Genomic DNA, 20,245 nt, shown 5'->3' with positions numbered 1-20,245 from the left:
ATGTTGTGTGAGCGCTCTTTTAATTCTAAATTGTTCTTGTAGCGATAAGGAAGAAAAGAGAAGTAACTCATCGGTTACAAAATTTAAAGAAATTAGCGACTCAGAAAGTGGTATCGCTTTTAATAACAAAATTATTGAAAATGATTCTTTAAATTATTTTAAGTTCCCTTACATGTATAATGGCGGAGGTGTTGCCATTGGCGATATAAATAACGACGGGCTTTCTGATGTTTTTTTTACAGGTAATTTAATGCCGAATAAATTATATATAAACAAAGGAAATTTACAATTTGAGGATATTACAGAACACGCTGGTGTGGGTGGAGACGATAGATGGTATACTGGAGTGACTATGACCGATATTAATAACGATGGTTTTTTAGACATTTACTTATCGGTTTCTGGTATGGGTGGTAACACTGAAAATCAACTTCTAATAAATAACGGTGATCAAACATTTGCAGAATCTGCTGCCGATTTCGGAATTAACGATAATTCAAATTCTATTCAATCTACTTTTTTTGATTATGATAACGATGGAGATATCGATTTATTTGTAGCGAATTACCCATCCATTCCTATTAGTCAAGGTAATATGTATTATCAGTCTAAAATGCTTGAGAATACCCCTGAAGATAGCGGGCATTTATATAGAAATGAAGGTAATGGCACATTTGTAGATGTTACAAAAGAGGCTAGAGTGCAAAATTTCGGACTCACCTTAGGTCTAGTGGCTTCAGATCTTAATAATGATGGTTGGATTGATTTATACTTATCTAATGATTTTAATGTACCAGATTATTTTTACATAAATAACCAAGATGGAACCTTCTCGGAAGTATTACAACAAGCTACAGGACATGTATCAATGTTTGGTATGGGTGTAGATGCATCAGATTTTAATAATGACGGATTAATAGATTTAGTACAAGGAGAAATGTCTCCAGATGATTATGTGCGTGCACGGGTAAACATGGCAAGTATGAACCCTGAAAATTTTGAACAAGGGGTTGCTATGGGGTTTCATCATCAATATATGCAAAATAGTTTGCAATTAAATAATGGCGTAAATCAGGATAATATTCCTATGATGACTGAAATTTCTCGGTTTGCCAATATAGCATCTACAGATTGGAGTTGGTCAACACTTTTTGTCGATTTGGACAATGATGGCTGGAAAGATATATTTATTACCAATGGTATGAAACGCGACGTTAATGATAATGATGTAAATAACCGTGAAAATACCACATCCTTTAAATATGCATTTAATTTAGATATTACAGATTACCCAAGCGAACCTATTTCAAATTTTGTATTTAAAAATAATGGTGGGTTACAATTTGAAAAGATAACAAAAGCATGGGGATTAGATTTTGAAGGTTTTTCTAATGGGATGGCTTATGGTGATTTAGATAATGATGGTGATTTAGACATTGTTATTAATAATATAGATAAGAAGGCTTCTTTATTTGAAAACCAAACAACAGGTGCTCATTTTTTAAGATTTAAATTAAAAGGTAGTGCTAAAAACCCTTTAGGATTAGGAACAGTGGTCACTTTAAAATCTGGCGATAAGATTCAGCGTCAAGAAATGAGTCTAACTAGAGGTTATCAGTCTAGTATGGAACCCATTTTGCATTTCGGATTGGGGAGTGAGACTAAAATAGATGCAATTACAATAGCATGGCAAGATGGTCGTGAACAAGTTTTAACCACTATTGAAGCCAATCAGGTATTGATTATAGACCATAAAAACGGGGTTTCTAGAGATTCTGAAAAAGACATTGTAAGCATCAAGTTTAAAGATGTTACCGAACAATCTAAAATAGATTTCACCCACATAGAAGATTTGTATAATGATTATCAAAAAGAACCTTTATTGCCTTATAAATATTCTATGTTAGGAGGTGCTTTGGCAGTAGCAGATGTTAATAATGATGGCTTAGATGATTTTTATGTCGGTAATGCTTCAGGAAGTAAAAGCGCACTTTTTATACAAAATAAGGATGCCACATTTACAGCAGTAGACGGGCCTTGGCTTAAAGATGAATCCCAAGAAGATGTAGGGGCTGTTTTTTATGATTTTGATAATGATGGTGACCAAGACTTATATGTTTCTAGTGGTGGTAGTGCCCATTTAAATCTGGTGGATCGCTTGTATATAAATACAGAAAATGGCTTTGTAAAGTCATCGCAGTCTATTCCGGAATTATCGATATCAGGCAAAGCTTTAGCTGTTTGCGATTTTGATAAAGATGGTCTTATGGATATTTTTGTGGGCGGAAGAAATATTCCTGGAAAGTACCCATACCCTCCAACCAGTACACTTTTAAGAAACACAGGAGGTACAGATCAAGATTTAAAATTTGAAAGAATATCATCTCCATTTGGGCAGGACTCAAATAATATAGGAATGGTTACAGATGCTGTCTGGGCAGATTTAGATGGTGATTCTTGGAAAGAATTAATTGTGACAGGGGAGTGGATGCCTATTACAATTTATAAGAATGATCATGGTAAATTGATAAATAGAACTGAAGACTACGGTTTAGATAACACGAAAGGTTGGTGGTATTCATTAGATGTTGTTGATGTTGATCAGGATGGTGATTTGGATGTGGTTGCTGGAAATCTTGGTTTAAATTATAAATATAAATCTAAGCCAGATTCCCCTTTTGAAGTCTATTCAGCAGATTTTGATGAAAACGGTTCAAACGATATTGTATTTACTTATAATAAAAAAGGGAAACAAGTGCCACTAAGAGGGCGAGAATGTTCTTCTCAACAAGTACCTGCAATTGCGAAACGTTATAAAACATTTAGAGCATTTGCAAAGGCCGATTTGCAAGATATATATGGAAATGCCCCTTTAAAAAATGCATTGCATTATACCACAGATACATTTAGCCATTTCTGGTTTGAAAATGAAAATGGAAAAACATTCTCATCTCATGAGCTACCTATGGAATCACAGTTGTCAACTATTACGTGCATAGAGCAAATAGATTATAATAATGATGAATATCCTGATCTTATGGTTTTCGGGAACTTATTTCAAGCCGAAGCAGAAACACCCCGATCAGATTCAGGTTTAGGAACCATTTTACAAGGTTCAAAAGATGGTTTTGAAGTCGTGAACAATGCTGAAACTGGATTGTTTTTCAGATCAGATGTAAAGGATAGTAAAAAAATTACTTTGGCCAACGCTAAACAAGGGTATTTAGTGATTTCAAATAATGATACTCTAAAGCTTCTTGAGTTTGATAACAATTAAATTTTACCCCCTTTAAATTAAGCTGATTACCTGCAGTGTTTATTACTATTCATGCTGCATGTAATACAGCATGGGTAAGAAAGGTGTTTTTTACCTTTAAATGCTTACTAAAAAGACATACTATCTCAATTATTAAAATATATGAAAAGACATAATTTAAAAACGCTTGGTTTCCTTTTATTATTAATTGGTTTAGGGGCTTGTGCACCAGCCGAGAAAACATCAACACCACTTCAGAAACCAAATATTATTTATGTGTTAACAGATGATTTGGGGTATGGAGATCTTTCTGTTTTTAATGCAGATAGTAAGATTTCAACTCCAAATATTGATAAATTGGCAGCAGAGGGTATGATGTTTACAGATGCTCATACATCGTCTGCCGTATGTACTCCTACTAGATATGGCATTTTAACGGGGCGCTATAATTGGAGATCAAAATTGAAATCAGGTGTGCTTGGTGGGAAATCTAAAGCCTTAATTCCAAGTTCAAGAACGACTGTAGCGTCTTTATTGAAAACACAAGGATATGCAACAGCATATATAGGAAAATGGCATTTAGGATGGGATTGGGCATTAAAAAATGACCAGGATACCTTGTCTGAATTTTGGGATAAAGATGATGATCTTAAAGAAATTGATTTTTCCAAACCCATAACTAATGGTCCAAAAGAACTGGGATTTGAGTATTCATATGGTCATTGTGGGTCGTTAGATATGGCACCATATGTATATGTGGAAAATGGAATGCCTACTGAAATTCCTACTGAAATTACAGAAAGTAAAGGAGATCAAAATTGGTGGAGAAAAGGATTAACTTCGTCCGATTTTGTGCATGAAGATGTCACTCCTAACTTTTTTAGAAGAGCCATTTCCTATGTGAAAGAACAGGCCAAGGAAGATAAACCGTTCTTTTTATATTTACCCTTACCATCGCCACATACACCGATTTTACCAACAGAAGAATTTCAAGGGAAAAGTGGATTAGACAATCCGTATGGAGATTTTGTTTTAATGATAGACGCCTATATGGGGCAATTGCTAGCTGAAATAAAAGCGTCAGGGATTGAAGATAATACCTTAATTGTTTTTACAAGCGACAATGGTTGTTCGCCGGAAGCAAATATTGAACAATTAATTTCTAAAGGACATCATCCAAGCGGCATCTATAGAGGTCACAAAGCAGATATTTTTGAAGGCGGACATCGTGTCCCATTTATTGTAAAGTGGCCTAATGTTATTGAAGCAGGTGCAACCAATGAACAACCCATTTGCACAACCGATTTTATGGCCACAGTGGCAACAATAAGTGGTTATACGCTAAAAGATAATGAAGCCGAAGATAGTTTTGATATGATGCCCTTATTAACGCAAACAATAAAGGATGATTCTTTTCGCGAGGGAACTATTCATCATTCAGTTAATGGAAGTTTTGCCATTAGAAAAGGGGATTATAAATTGATTATGTGTGGGGGTTCTGGTGGTTGGAGTTTTCCAAAACCAAACAATAAAGAGGCTCTTGAACAACTACCAGAAATACAATTGTATAATTTAAAAAATGATCCAGGAGAGCTCGTAAATCTTCAATCCGAACGCCCTAATTTAGTAACTGAATTAAAAGCGTTGTTAACAAAACAAATTCTTGATGGACGTAGTACTAAAGGTGCTAAACAAACAAATGATTCGGCAGAAGATTGGAGTCAATTATGGTGGATTGATACTAATTAGGATAGTACCAATGACTTATGTTATTCGAAAATAATATCAGAGTTGCTCTAAATGTTATAAATCATGACAGAACCAAATTGGTTTACGGTTAATTTATTTTTAAAATTTAAGACTTCTGTATGAAAGTAAGCTGCTGAAGAAGTAAAATTGAAAGTAATATATAGTTATATTAGAATTTTGAATTACAAATTTTCGAGTTAGTCCAACGCGTTCCGTTTTGTTGCGAGCGTAAAATAGAGGTGAATAAACGTGAACGTTTTAGTTTAACTGGATTATATATTAATAGCAATGGTCTGTTTAATTATACAGACCATTTAGCATACAGGTGTTTATGAAGTTTAGTTTTAAAATAGTTATATTTTTTGTGTTTCTAATAGGAACCGTTTTATTTAATACTGCTAATGCTCAAAATTTTGAACGGATTTCTAATAAAGAAGGATTTAATCAAAATACCATAAATGTTATAGAACAAGACCAATATGGGTATTTATGGTATGGTACTCCAAATGGATTAATTAGATATGATGGGTACGAGTTTAAAGCCTATACCACGCAATCTAAGAGTGAAGGTAATATTTCTAGTAATTACATTTTGTCATTAAAAAACGATGATCAGGGTGTTTTATGGATAGGGAGTAATGTCGGTCTGAATATTTATGTGCCTTGGTTAGAAAAATTTTACACCGTTCCTTTACCAAATAAATTAATTGTAAATGAAATACAAATTGGACCAAATGGACGGGTTTGGATTCTAGGAAATAATCATCTATATACATGTGAAATATTAGATATAGAAAAAGGCATTTTTAATGTTTCAAAAAACATATTAAAATCTCAAATAGAAGATTTAGAAATTAATGCCATTAGTTTTATTGGTAAACACACCTTAATTGTTGGAACGTCTAGAGGTTTAAAGAAAATTGAACTGAAAAGTCAAGATGACTGTATTGAAATAGATTCCATTACAAGTTTTGAGAATTTTGAGGGGAAACATGTTTCTACCATTTTAAAAACAGAAAACAATTTTTTGATTGGTACTTTTGAAGGTCTCTATAAGGTTTCTATTGATGGCGGTGTGGCACATATTTTAAATGATTTTAGTTCATTTGATAATAATAAATTAAGCTACTCAAAATTACAAGTTAATAACATTATTGAAGACCATTCTGGTGTTATATGGATTGCGACTACAAATAATGGATTGTTTAAATACGATCAGGATAAAAATATAATAGAACATTTTGCATACAATACTAAAGACGAATTAGGGTTAAGTAGTAAAATGATTAATGCCTTGTATCAAGACGATTTTAATGTGTTATGGATAGGAACCGCCCAAGGTGGTATTAATAAACTTGATCTTACACAAAAACCTTTCATATCTTATTCAAACAACCCTTTTAATACAAATTCATTATCAGATAATTTAATAATGGATATTGTTGAAGACACCAACGGACGTCTTTGGTTGTCCGGATTTAATGATCCTTTGTTTAGAAGTGTAAATCGTGTAAATGAAGGGAATATTACCAAGCTGAAGTTTGAAGATTTACAAGATCGGATTAATATAGGTGCTGATGATGTTATTAGATGTATTTATGAAGATAGACATGGCTATTTGTGGTTTGGATCAGATCAATCCTTAACGATTTACAATCCAAAGGAAGACCAATTTAAAAAAGTGGTATTAATGGATCAAGACGAACCATTAACCAGTACTTCTGTTAGGGATATTATTCAAATTGATGACAATAACATTGTTTTAGTTGGCGAGTTAATTTTAGTACTAACAGATCCGTGGGAAGACATTAAAGCGGAAAAAACACCACATATTGTAGTATCTTCAGCGTTAAATTTGGGACACGAAAGAGCTCAAACTGTTTTGGTCGATGATAATTTCAATATATGGTTTGGTACCACAAAAGGATTACTACAAGGGGTACTTAATAATAATCAAATTGAAATTAAAAATGAATATAACGATGACAAATTAGATGAAATTAGTCTAAGTTATAACAATGTATTTTCACTTCATTATGAGGAAAATAACCTTTGGATTGGCACTTTTGGAGGAGGATTAAATAAAATGACCTTAAATGATGAAGGAGAGCCTCTTAAAATGGAATATTATAGAAAAAATGATATCCTACCTGATGATGCTATATATGGGATTTTACAAGATGACAATTCCAACTTGTGGTTAAGCACAGATATGGGTTTGGTGAAGTTTAATATGGATACCAATAAAATACATGTTTATGATGTTAGAGATGGCTTAAACCATAATAATTTTAGACAAAACGCTTCGTTTAAAGGGAAATCTGGATATTTTTATTTTGGTGGACTTAATGGTTTAACAGCATTTAAACCACAGGATATAAAGGAAAATTCGCAAACACCAGAAATTCTGATATCTGCTTTACTACTTAACAATAAGCGGATAAATATTGGGGAAAAAATTAATGGTAAAGTTTTATTAGAAAAATCTATTTCAGAAACTGAACATATTGAAATAAGTCAAGACGAAAGAATTATCTCTTTTAATTTATCTGTTAAACATACAACTTCACCATCAAAAAATAAATTAGAGTATAAGTTAGAAGGCTTTAAAGACGATTGGACAGTAGTACAAGCAGGAAAAACAACAGTAACATATACCAATCTTTCTGCAGGGAATTATGTTTTTAAAATCAGGGGAGCCAATGGAGATGGTATGTGGAGTGAAAAGGTTAAAGAGTTAAAGGTTAAAATCCTGCCACCTTGGTATCAAACATGGCTTAGTTACTCTCTATTTGCAATTTTGGTTTTAGGTATCGTATCAGGGGTCATGATTTATTTTTTACAACATGAAAGACTAAAACAAGGTCTTAAGTATGAGAAAATGGATAAAGAACGCATGGAAACTATTAATCAAGGGAAATTTAGGTATTTCACAAATTTATCGCATGAATTTAGAACGCCATTAACCTTAATAGCCGGGCCTTTAGAAAGTATTATTGCAAATAATTCTGATTCTAAAAATTCTAAGTATTTAAGCATTATTGAAAAAAACACAAAGCGATTACTCAGTTTAGTAGATCAATTAATTACGTTCCGTCAGGCAGAACAAGGGCACATTAAATTAAACCTTGTAAAAACTACTTTAGGAGAATTTATTTATCCAACTACCGAAGCTTTTGAAAATTATGCTTTAGAAAAAAATATAAACTTCTTTTATAAGGTTAACGATCCCAATGAAGAAATTATAATAGATGTTGAAAAATTTGAACGTATTATTTTTAATTTACTTTCAAATTCATTTAAAAACACACCTTCACAAGGTAATATAAGTATTGAAGCCGAAATACTTGTTAGTTCTGGAGAGAACATAATTAGCGTAGATGTTGTAGATACAGGAAAAGGAATCCCTCCTGAGGATATGGAAAATATATTTGAAAGGTTTTATCAATTAGGAAATAAGGATGTTATTAGTGGTGGCGGAATAGGATTATCATTCTGTAAATCTTTAGTTCATATACTAGGTGGTAATATTTTCGCAAAAAGCAATCCAGGAAAAGAAACGCGTTTCTCAGTTAGAATACCTTCTAAAAATATAGATGATTACAGTTCAGAAATAATAAAAAATTCTAACAGTTCATTTATTAAAAATTGGGTGCCATTATCTAATACTATTATTGAAAATGATATAAAAACAGATCGTATTGGTGAACAGAAGGAATTTAGTATTTTAATTGTGGAAGATGAAGCAGATGTTCAAAACTTCCTATACAATGAATTCTCAATAAAATATAATGTTAGTATCGCTAATAATGGGATAGAAGCACTAGATAAAATTAAAATAAAAGCACCGGATTTAATTATTAGTGATGTTATGATGCCTGGAATGGATGGTTACGAACTATGTGAGAAACTAAAATCTAGTTCCGACACCTGTCATTTACCTGTTTTGTTATTAACGGCTTTAGGTTCTAATGAAGAAATTATTAAAGGATTGGAATATGGTGCCGATGAATATTTGAGTAAACCCTTCTCTATAAAACACTTAGAATTACGTGTAAATAAATTAATTAAAAACAGTATTCAAATAAAACAATATTTCTCTAAGAACAGTACGTTACCTAAAAGTGACAAAAAATTGGAGTTATGTACAAAAGATCAAGAGTTTATTGAAAACCTGAATAAAGTGATTGAGAAAAATTTATCCGATTCATCTTTTGGAGTAGAGGAGTTGTCTAAAGAAATTGGATTAAGTACCTCACATTTTTACAGACGATTAAAGCAACTTACCGGGCAGGTTCCTAATGCGTTTTTAAGAAATTATAGATTGCAACACGCAGCAGAACTTTTAAAAAGTAATGAAGGTTATAATGTTGCCGAAGTCATGTATCAAATAGGCATAGAATCTAATTCGTATTTTTCAACATCCTTTAAAAAACTTCATGGCGTATCGCCATCAGAATACTTGAAAAAAAACACCTAAGTTGTTTTACTCTAAGTAAAAGTGTAAACAATATTTATTTTATTCGATCAGAAAAACGGTTTTGACTGTAATCTTTTAGTGCTGTTTACCACCGTTAGAGCATGGGTTTAAAAAGATATAAATCTTTACGAATTGTTTTATAATAAATAAACCCTAAGATTTTAACTTAGGGTTTATTTATTAATTTTGCTAAATTAATAACGTGTGATGTTTTGTCTAGTGTCATAACTTTTATAGGGGCTATATTTGATTACTTTCCCCTATATGTTCCTTATAAAATTTCCAGTTTTCCCTTGCTATATTTCTACCTAATTCTAAGCCAGCTATATTATCTGACTGTATGTGGTATCCTCCTAAAACTCTTGAGATTCCTGCCATTTCAGAAGTCTCTGTAAATGTTGGGAATTTTAAAGTAATTGTATCTCCCAAATGATTTGGCTCCGTTAATGCCCCTGCAACCATTACCGCTTCCGAACCAAAAACTTCACTACCTGTCCAAATTTTTAAAGCTTCTGCACAACCACCACTAATGGTACTATGACCTGATGTATAGCTTGGAAATGGAGGACATAAAAATATGGATGGTGAATAGGGTTGCCATTCCGAACCGTCCATGTCTTTCATGCCTTTTCCTTCTCCTGCCCAAGCCTTTATTATTTTTCCATCGTAATATTCGTGTACTAAGGCATAAGGTCTTGCCGAATCGTAGTACATTTTAGAATCCCAATTTGCAATAAATGCATCCATGGCTACGATCTGATTGTAGAAATACATTTTTACATCTTGGTCCAGTGTGTGATCATCTCTTTTAGAAATATCTTGTGCAAACTTTAACCAATGCCCTGCTTGTTGCACAGATTTTGGACCATCACGCATAAATTCTACCAATGCTTTTTGGTAGTCGGTTAAATTGGTTTGTAAGTCAATAACTTCTTGAACCTCTTTTTCCATTTGTTCCGAACCTATTTTTGGAGGAGGCCCTGGACGAAATTGATCGGCAGATTTTAAGGCGATAGGTTTAACTTTATCCCAAAAAGGCGTCAAACAACCTGGCGCATATTTTCCGCCTTTACCGTCAGAAAAATACTTTGGTTGCCAACGATCAGGATCTATGTTTTCATCAGGCGAGTTAACAGGAGAATACCCTATATAATCAAAATATGGGGTTCCATTAGACCCCTCTTCTTCACCATATTGATTGGCACCATCTCCTTTTCTCGCTTCAATTACGGCTTTGGCCGCTAAGTTACCAATACCTTCAGGCGTGTTTGGGTCTAAAGAAGTATTAGTAGGATCTAATCCTAGCTCTATCATAAATTCAGCAAACATGGCTTTATCGGAATAGTAATATTCATTCATAGCTCCAAAAGCGGCATAACTAATGGCAATCTCCTTATTACTTAAGGTTTGCTCATTTATAGGCCTTCTGTCTATATCTTTTAGATATACAGGTATTGCTTTATCGTCGAATCGAGACCATGCATCAAAGATTGAAACAAATATTAATCCTAAGTAACGCGATGTTACAGTAGGTCTTGGAGAAAATCTTTCGGTGTCGTTTGCTTGTGCATTTAAAGCCATTTTACCCCACTTGAAAGCTATGTTTTCAACACCTTTAGGCTCTTCTGTTATTTCAATAGAAGTTACTGGCTTGGTTTTGTTATTATTTTGCTTACACCCAAAAAAGATTGAGATGGTTAAAATAACTAAAATTGTTTGTTTCATATTAGTAATACTTTTTTAATGGTTGGTTAGTAACTATGTTAGTGCTGTTTATTTATATTTTATTTTATTCATTTTCAGTAAGGTAAATAAGTGCATTTAAAACCAATTGTTGAAAGTATTTATTAGTGGCCGCACCGACACCATGACCCAATGATGTGTAAAATACTGTTCCTTTCCCGTAAGACCTTATCCATGCAATAGGTGTTATAACACCTTCATGTTCTGCCTCAATAAGCACAGTAGAGTCTTCTCGTTTCTCTTTATAGAAATACATTTCATCGTAAATTTCAAAATCACCAATGTTTTTAACAATAGGATGGTCTTGATTGACTATGGATACAGGAATGGTATAAATAGGGGGATGCTTTCCAAAATCTGCACCAATCAAGTCTGTGTAATTCGATTTATGTGCATCATCTTTTTTTAAAGCGGCTGTTGCAGAGTGTAAACCTAAAACAGGCATACCTTCTTTAACCGCATTAGAAAAACCTTCAAATTCGTCGGCTTCCATTTCAGTGGGCATACCATTCATAATAATAATATCATATTGGTCTAAAGGTCTAGTGAAAATACGAAAGTCTTCTGAATATGTAATGTAATAGTCATGACGTACTTCTAAAAATTTTCTAAGAATACTTGCAACAGCTAAATGATCGTGCCAGCTACCACCTGCCATATAAAGAATATGGACTTTACCCTCAGGGTTTCTATCATGATAATCGTAAAATTTGTTTTGGGAATGCATTGTTGCCCAGGTTAATAGTAGAAATGTGAAGGTGATAAATGGTTTGGTTTTCATATGGGTTTAGTTTATAGTTTTTTAAGTTGAATATCTTTAAATCTGATAAGTATTTCATTTTGGCCATGCACCTGTAGTGCAATTTTACCAGACATACCAACACCTTGCGCTTTATGGATGATATCGTCTAAAATGCCAGAACCATCAAAATCTGTAACAACTGTACCATTAAGAATGGATTTTATATGCGTACCATTACAAATAATATGTAATTCATTCCATGCGGGAGATTCATCGGCATAAAAAGATGTAGATGTATTGTTCGCGTCTTCAGGTGTTAGTTTATGATCGGGCCTATTAGGATAAAGCCATCGGTTATAATCATCGGATTCGTCATATAACAAACCTGTTCGGAATGGACCGGGTGGGTGTATGTCTATTTGGGGGCCGTTAATATTTCCTGTTTCTGGGTTGTAAGCACTTCTTAGTTGCAGGCCACTATTTCCTGGACTACTTTTATAGATTTGGAATTTAATTTTAAGTTCAAAATCATCTAGATTTTCCTCGTAAAATAACCACACCGCGTCGTGATTTTTATCGCCTATAGTATTACAGGTAATGGTGCCATTTTCAACAGTCCAATAGTTTTTATCGGTGTCTGCTTTGGTATTATAAACGTTCCACCCCTCTAAAGTTATTTCGTCAAAAATGGAGATAAACCCGTCGTTGTATCTCGGAACTACAGAAACCCAATCCACCATAGCTCCAATACCTTTTGCGCCATAGTAGGTGTCTTCAAAAGCAATAGTCATTGTATCACTATTTGCTTTAACAACGTAGGTATACTTTTCCCAAATCCCTAACGAAGGCTTTATTTTAGTATTTAATGTGTTATTAACACTGAAAATAAAATGACTTTCTCTAGCTTCAACGTTTGGTCGTGCTTGTGTGTAAAATGAAACCTCATACATTTTATTGATTTCGGTATGTAGTGTTTGGAACAATTTATAACCGTTATCACTAGCTAATTCTGCATAATAAACGCCTTGCGGTGGTTTTACTTTTAAAATGGATTGATGGTGACGTTCCATATTAGCACCCTCTGATTGCCAATGAGAATTTCCGTTTTCAAAACTATTGTTTTGAACCAAATTTTGAGCAATACTATTTATTTGTCCTAATAATATGAGTGAAAAGAGCTGTAAAAAGGGAGACTTCATTAGTATTTGTTTAGATAAATTATACCATTTAAAGCTATACCATTTGTAAGTGTTTATTGTTCTTTCGTCGATCAATTGTTTGCTTAATTCACCCCTTTTTTTCAAGGTGTTTTAAGATTAATTAATGTAATTAGTTGTAAACGTAGTGTTTGGTTTTGGTGAGGCGTTGGCTTTTAAAAATTGTGTTTTGATGAAAATAAAGTAGATTGATTGAAATAAGCAAAACCCTGCAAGATAAGAGCTAGTCAATTAAGTAAGGATTTAATTACTTAGCAAAACTATTCTAGGTATTACAAATGTATTCGGAATAAAGATTATTAAATAGAATGAATGTTGATTTTAAACAAATCAAATAGAAATTGTAATTATGAAAAATGTAACTAAGTTTTTACTTCTTTTTTTAACAGGTATCATATTAAATGGCACGTTGTATTCTCAAATTAAAGGAGAAAAAGAAATGGATGAAATGTGGGGAGATGATCAAGTTAAAACAGATGCTTTAAAAGAAGGAAAGGGTAAATTATTCGATGAAGGAAATTATGGCATGTTTATTCATTGGGGATTGTTTTCAAACTTAGGAGGTATTTGGGAAGATAAAACGTATTACGGCATTGGCGAATGGATTATGAATCCTAGGGTAGCAAATATCCCTCCAAAGGAATATATGGAAACAGCCAAAAATTTCAACCCTGTAGATTTTGATGCTAAAAAAATAGCAAAACTAGCTAAAGATGCAGGAATGAAATACATTATAATTACAAGTAAGCATCATGAAGGTTTCGCCATGTTTGATTCTAAAGTTAGCGATTTTGATATTGTAGATGCCACACCATTTGCTCGTGACCCGATGAATGAATTAGCCGATGCTTGCCATGAATTAGGTTTAGGATTTGGGTTTTATTATTCTCATAATCAAGATTGGACCGCGCCAGGAGGTGGAAATGGACCTAGCGTGGATGAGAATGGAAATGAAACATCTTTTAAAGACTATTTTTATAATAAATGTAAACCACAAGTAAAAGAAATTTGTTCCAATTATGGGGAAATAGATTTCGTGTGGTTTGATACGCCTGGAGATATGCCAAAAGAGTACGTTGTTGAGTTAGCCGATATGGTTCGTGAGTTACAGCCAAATGCTATGATGTGTAGTCGTGTGGGGTACGGTATGGGAGATTATGCTAGTAAAGGAGATATGGAAGTGCCTACACAAAATATTCCGGGTTTATGGGAAACTGCAGATACAAATAATGATTCTTGGTCTTATGCTTGGTATGACAACAATTTTAAAAGTCCAAAAATGATTCTTAGTAGGTTAATAGAAACTGTAGGTAGAGGAGGGACGTATTTGTTTAATGTAGGTCCGGATAGTAAAGGGGCAATTCCAGAAATTGGAATCGAATTTTTAGAGGAGTCTGGCACTTGGTTAAAGAAATATCCTCAAGTCGTATATGCAGCAGGACCTTCACCTTGGGGGCACAAATTGCCATGGGGAGATGTTACGACTAAAGATAAGTCATTATTTCTCTCTGTTTTTGATTGGCCAACTGATGGTAAATTGTATTTGCCAGGATTAGAAAACGAAATAGAATCTGTAGTGTTATTAAAAGGTAATACATCCGTTCCAATAACCTATACAAAAGAAAAAGATTGGCTTGTATTTAATACGCCTTATGAAGCGCCAGAAGCATTAATTTCCGTAATAGAAGTCAAGTTAAAAAACAAAGCAGAAGATGTCGTTGTTAACTCTCCTATAGGTGTTTATCCAAATTCAGATACTGTGTTATTAAGTGAGTTTTCGGAAGTACGTAATGCCGAAGAAAAATCAATTAAATGGATGGAAAAATTTGGGGAATGGAAACATGTAAACCAAGTTAGTAATTGGGAAGCTAATGGTACCGTAACTTGGGAGGTTAATGTACAAAATCCGGGGTATTATTATTTAGAATTATGTTATAGTGGAGAAGGAAGATTGGTATGGAAAACGGTAACAGACGAAGGTGTTATGGTTCAAAATCAGCAAGCAGCGACTGAAAAATATATATTCTATAATATGGGGATTTTAGAATTTAAAACACCTGGTAAACATACTATTACAGTGTCGCTAGTAGAAGGGGATAAAGAAACGTCTAGTTTAAAATCTTTAGCATTAAAACCTATACATTAAATTTAATAAAAATCATTTTGAAAAATATTTTCTTTTTTCTTTTTATCTTTAGTATTTCAGCGTATTCTCAAGAAGACTATTATCCAAAATTTAGTTGGGAAACAGTACCTATTGCTTTTCATTTTGGGAAAAGTGATAGTTTAATGACTAAAGAAGAAGCAAAATTTGTAACATCAAAATCAAATTTCATTGTTTTAGAAAAAGGTCATGGGCTTCCAAGTTATAAATATACAGAAACCACTATTGAAAAGGAAGCAAAGCACTTAAAAGAGATAAATCCAGATATGAAAGTTATTTTCTACTGGAATGCATTTTTAGATTACGGTATGTACAAGGCGCATGAAGTCTATCAAGAAAACCCGAATTGGTGGCTGCGTAAGCAAGATGGTGAATTGGATTTTAAAAGTAAGGGATTACAACGTTATGATTTGTCTAATGTAGAAGTCAGGAATTGGTGGACAAATGTGGCTAAAAACGAAATTGTCGATGGCAGTACAGATGGTATATTTATGGATGCATTTATTCAAATTTCAGATCCAAACAATATTAATTTATGGGGACAAGAAAAATATGATTCGGTACAGCAAGGTTTAAACGATTTAATAAAGGAAACTCGCGAAAAATTGGGCGATAATAAATTAATAGTTTATAACGGGATTCGATCAACTCCAAAGAGAAATGTAGGAAATGTTTTCCCCGATTATACCGATGTTGTAATGATTGAGCATTTCGGGCATTTTGCTAGTGATTCAAAAGAAAGTATGCTAACAGATATACAAGAAATGGAAAAAGCGGGTAAATCTGGTAAGATTGTAGTTTTTAAGGCTTGGCCAGGTTTTGCTTGGATTGATAAGGATTTTATGGTTAAACCGTATTCAGAAAAAATTAAAATTTCAGAAGACAATATTACGTTTCCGTTGGCAGCATTTTTAGTTGGGGCTCAGGAACATTCTTATTTTATTTATAATTGGGGATACAAAATGGAAATGGGGTGCTTAGAATGGTATCCTGAATTTGACAAACCATTGGGCAAACCCATAAATGATATGGTTGTAAATGGATATGAATTAACAAGAATATATGAACACGCTTCAATTTGGATAAACTTAGAAACAAATGAAGCTAAAATTAATTGGAAATAAAATACAAAATGAACAAAAGGATTATTATAGTATTTGTAGTTTGGTTGGGAGTCATAACAACTAGTTTTTCACAACTAAAAAAGGAAACTAAAATAGAAGGGAAATCAAAACCAAATGTTATCATAGTGATCACCGATGATCAGGGTTATGGTGATTTGGGGAGTACTGGGAATCCAATTGTGAAAACGCCAAATATTGATGCTTTTTATGAGGAGTCGATTCGGTTAACAGACTTCCATGTCGCGCCTACATGTGCACCTTCACGTTCAGGTTTAATGACAGGAAGGTATGCGAATAGAGTAGGTGTGTGGCATACCATTGGAGGTGTTTCAATTCTTAGAGAAAATGAAATAACCATGGCACAGATCTTCCAGGATAATGGTTACGATACAGCTATGTTTGGTAAATGGCATTTAGGAGATACATATCCTGCGAGACCACAAGATAAAGGGTTTAAGTATACTTTAATCCACGGTGGTGGAGGTGTTGGACAAACACCTGATTATTGGGGGAATGATTATTTTGATGATACTTATTTTGAAAATGGAATTCCTAAAACGTTTGAAGGGTATTGTACTGATATTTGGTTTGATGAGGCCATTAAATTTATTGAAAAAAGTAAGGACGCCCCATTCTTTTGTTATATTTCTTTAAATGCACCTCACTTACCATTTAACGTTCCTGAATCTTATTATAACCAATATAAAGACGCTGATATTCCAGAATTTCAAAAGATTTTTTATGGGATGATTACTAATGTAGATGATAATTTTGCTAAACTTCAGAAGACTTTAAAAGATTTAAAAATTAAAGATAATACCATCTTGATATTTATGACAGATAATGGTACAGCCTCAGGTTATATGGATGTCGATGGAAAAATGTATGGATTTAATGCTGGGATGAAGGGGATAAAAAATAGTGAATATGAGGGCGGACATCGTGTACCATTCTTTATATCCTATCCTGATGGAAATATTAGCGGCGGTAAAGATGTCGAAACCCTAACAGCCCATTTAGATGTGTTACCAACATTAGCCACCTTATGTGATATTGAAATGCCAGAATTAAGCATTGATGGTTCTGATATTTCTACTTTACTGTTGGATGAAGATGCCACTTTAAATAGAGATTATTTAATAACCGATTCACAACGTGTACAAGCACCAATTAAATGGAGAAAAAGCGCTGTAATGTCTAATAAAATGAGATTGGTAAATGGCGAGGAATTATACGATATCGCTATAGATCCGGGACAAACAAATGACTTGTCAAGTCAAAATCCGGAACAAGTTAAAAAAATGCGAGGTTATTATGAAGAATGGTGGAGTTCTGTGTCATCAGAATTTAATCAATTTCCTGTTATAGTTGTTGGTTCTGATAATCAAAATCCAATCGAAATTACTTGTCATGATGGACACGTACATGATTCTACCATTCCGTGGAATCAAAATTTTATAAGAGAAGCCTTAAAGAATCCAATTGGAGGTGAGTATACCATAGATTTTGAACAAGACGGAAAGTATAAGATTGAAATTAGCCGTTGGCCTTTTGAATCTGGATTAGCAATAAATGAATCCATTGTAGGAAGACCTGCAACAATTTCTACCGATCCCATTAGTGATGGTAAAGTGATGAATTTTAAATCTGGTGGTGTAGAAATTGGAGGATGGAAACAAGAAAAAGATGTACTTCAGGATGCAGAATCTATAGCTTTTACTGGAAACTTTACTAAAGGCAAAACGAATTTGAAAGCTTGGTTTACAAATACTGATAATGTAGATTGGGGGGCTTTTTATTTAAGAATTACAAGAGAATAATTGATTGGTTTTTAAGTTGAATTAAATGAGTCGTTGATCTTGATCAATGACTCATTTTTTATTCCAATTCATAGCGGCTTGAACTCCAGATTTATTGAAAATTAGGGGGAGTGTATTGGTGAATTGAAATAAGTTAGGTGTGGACTTGGAAACCAATTCTCTAGCTTTGTTTCATCCTAATCATTATAATTTAAAATAGGTTATTTTCAAACGATGTTTACAAATAGATTCTAATACATATGGTGTATTATACAAGATTAGAACAATAACATGGTTGATTTGAGCCTTTAATTCTAAGTTTTGTCATTTAAATTTGTAATGCATTAATCAGTAAACAAAAGTCAAAATACAATGAAATCCAGCCAACTTTATACATTACTTATAGTCTTGATGTTTTTTTCTTGTAATCAAAACAAAAAAACAACATTAGCACATACCGAAATAGTTAAAGTAAATCAACCTAATATTATTTTCATTTATGCAGATGATTGGGGGTATGGAGATTTGGGTATTCACGGGAGTACATTTTGTAAAACTCCAAACCTTGATAAGATGGCAGCTGAAGGCATAGATTTTCAAAATTTTTCTGTGGTTAACCCTGTCTGTTCACCAAGTAGAGTTGCCGTAATGACTGGTCAGTTTCCTGCGCGTCAAAGTGTTCATGGTCATTTTGCATCTGTAGTCTCACATATGGAAAGAGGTATGCCTGATTGGTTAGACCCTAAAGCGCCATCTTTACCGCGAATGCTAAAAGAAGCAGGTTATGCTACCGCTCACTTTGGTAAATGGCATCTTTCTAATACTCATGTTTCAGATGCGCCATCGCCATTGGAGTATGGATATGATGAATATGGGGCATTTAATTTACCAAGTAGTCTGCATCAAATGCAAGCAGATTCCACGTTATATAAAACAATCGATTTTATTAAACGTAATAAGGAGAAACCCTTTTTTGTGAATGCTTGGATTCACGCGACACATACACCACATTATCCAAAAGAAAAATTTCTAAAACAATTTGCATATTTAAATGAACAAGAACAAGTTTATGCTGCTGTAGTTGCAGAATATGATGCGCGTATAGGAGCATTATTGGAAACGATAAAAAGCTTAGGTATAGATGAGAATACCTTAGTCATATTTTCATCGGATAATGGACCAGAAATTACAGGTGAGCAAAAAATTGCAGATGATAATTCTACCGGCCCAGGTTTTGGAACTTATTATTCGGTTGGAGAAACCAATGGATTAAAAGGACAAAAACGATCTTTGTTTGCAGGCGGTGTTCGTATTCCATTTATTGTAAGATGGCCAGGAACTGTTCCTGCAGGAATAGTAAATAATACCACTGAATTGGCTACCGTAGATTTACTACCCACGTTTTTAGAATTGGCAAATGAAACTTTACCAGATGGCTACCAGTCTGACGGTGAAAGCATTGTAAGCCTTATAAAAGGAGCACTTTATAATCGTGAGAAACCCATTTATTGGGATTGGCGTTTTTCAAATAATAGTCCATATTTCTGGCCAAGTTCTGGAATTCAAGAGGCTAATTGGAAACTTCTAACTAATGCTGAATTAGGTCGAACGGAATTGTATAATATCAATACAGATTGGGCTGAACACATAGATGTGTCTCAAGATTATCCTGAAAAAGTAACCGATTTACTTCATAAAATTAAAGTGTTTGAAGCGGGATTGCCTACAACACCGACGGAAAATGGCTTTTCAAAAGAAAGAATAATTATAGGTAAATAATTAGTATAAAAGACATTCAGATGTGGAAGGTAAATAAATTAATCAAGGATGTTTAAGGGGGGGAGACGCTAAAATTTAATTTAATAATTTATAATAAAGATGTTTCTGAATATTTTAATGACTTTTGAAATGATTATGGCTCTAGAAAAAGGTCTATTTGGGTTGAAATTCTAAGAGTTTATCATCCAGTAG

Annotated in this window: 10 protein-coding genes; 7 read left to right on the top strand and 3 right to left on the bottom strand. The window is 33.4% G+C overall.

What is annotated here, in order from left to right; translation table 11 throughout:
* The first annotated feature begins 7 nt into the window (after positions 1-7).
* The 3 genes from BN863_RS09640 to BN863_RS09630 all read left to right on the top strand — a co-directional run bounded on the left by BN863_RS09640 (position 8) and on the right by BN863_RS09630 (position 9,485).
* Entirely contained in the window at positions 8-3,277 is a 3,270-nt protein-coding gene (locus tag BN863_RS09640; RefSeq protein ID WP_197539154.1) for a VCBS repeat-containing protein, read from the top strand.
* Between the two features lie 141 nt (positions 3,278-3,418).
* Positions 3,419-5,005, top strand: coding sequence for a sulfatase family protein (locus tag BN863_RS09635; protein ID WP_038529971.1), 1,587 nt, complete (start codon positions 3,419-3,421; stop codon positions 5,003-5,005).
* A gap of 331 nt (positions 5,006-5,336) precedes the next feature.
* Positions 5,337-9,485, top strand: a complete 4,149-nt coding sequence (locus BN863_RS09630; protein ID WP_038529968.1) for a hybrid sensor histidine kinase/response regulator transcription factor — start codon at positions 5,337-5,339, stop codon at positions 9,483-9,485.
* Between the two features lie 240 nt (positions 9,486-9,725).
* On the opposite strand, the gene BN863_RS09625 is transcribed toward BN863_RS09630, so the two are convergent.
* The 3 genes from BN863_RS09625 to BN863_RS09615 all read right to left on the bottom strand — a co-directional run bounded on the left by BN863_RS09625 (position 9,726) and on the right by BN863_RS09615 (position 13,169).
* Positions 9,726-11,210 (bottom strand): vanadium-dependent haloperoxidase, encoded by a 1,485-nt coding sequence (locus BN863_RS09625; protein WP_038529965.1) that lies wholly within the window; start codon positions 11,208-11,210, stop codon positions 9,726-9,728.
* Between the two features lie 64 nt (positions 11,211-11,274).
* Positions 11,275-12,009, bottom strand: a complete 735-nt coding sequence (locus BN863_RS09620) for a ThuA domain-containing protein (RefSeq protein ID WP_084817512.1) — start codon at positions 12,007-12,009, stop codon at positions 11,275-11,277.
* A gap of 11 nt (positions 12,010-12,020) precedes the next feature.
* The gene (locus BN863_RS09615; RefSeq protein ID WP_148304602.1) at positions 12,021-13,169 is read right to left on the bottom strand and encodes a family 16 glycoside hydrolase; all 1,149 of its coding nucleotides are present in this window, start codon (positions 13,167-13,169) and stop codon (positions 12,021-12,023) included.
* Between the two features lie 367 nt (positions 13,170-13,536).
* Between BN863_RS09615 and BN863_RS09610 the strand changes: the two genes are divergently transcribed.
* From BN863_RS09610 to BN863_RS09595, 4 genes are all read left to right on the top strand, one after another.
* Positions 13,537-15,333 (top strand): alpha-L-fucosidase, encoded by a 1,797-nt coding sequence (locus BN863_RS09610; RefSeq protein ID WP_038529957.1) that lies wholly within the window; start codon positions 13,537-13,539, stop codon positions 15,331-15,333.
* A 17-nt stretch (positions 15,334-15,350) separates the two neighbouring features.
* Complete coding sequence (locus BN863_RS09605; protein ID WP_038529954.1) at positions 15,351-16,475, top strand: putative glycoside hydrolase family 15 protein; 1,125 nt, start codon at positions 15,351-15,353, stop codon at positions 16,473-16,475.
* 8 nt (positions 16,476-16,483) lie between these two features.
* Entirely contained in the window at positions 16,484-18,295 is a 1,812-nt protein-coding gene (locus BN863_RS09600; protein WP_038533429.1) for an arylsulfatase, read from the top strand.
* Positions 18,296-18,646: 351 nt separating this feature from the next.
* Entirely contained in the window at positions 18,647-20,053 is a 1,407-nt protein-coding gene (locus BN863_RS09595; protein ID WP_084817511.1) for a sulfatase-like hydrolase/transferase, read from the top strand.
* Positions 20,054-20,245: the final 192 nt, after the last annotated feature.

The organism is Formosa agariphila KMM 3901, from assembly GCF_000723205.1.
Classification (GTDB): Bacteria; Bacteroidota; Bacteroidia; order Flavobacteriales; family Flavobacteriaceae; genus Formosa; species Formosa agariphila.
This window is presented reverse-complemented; position numbering and strand designations above follow the sequence as displayed.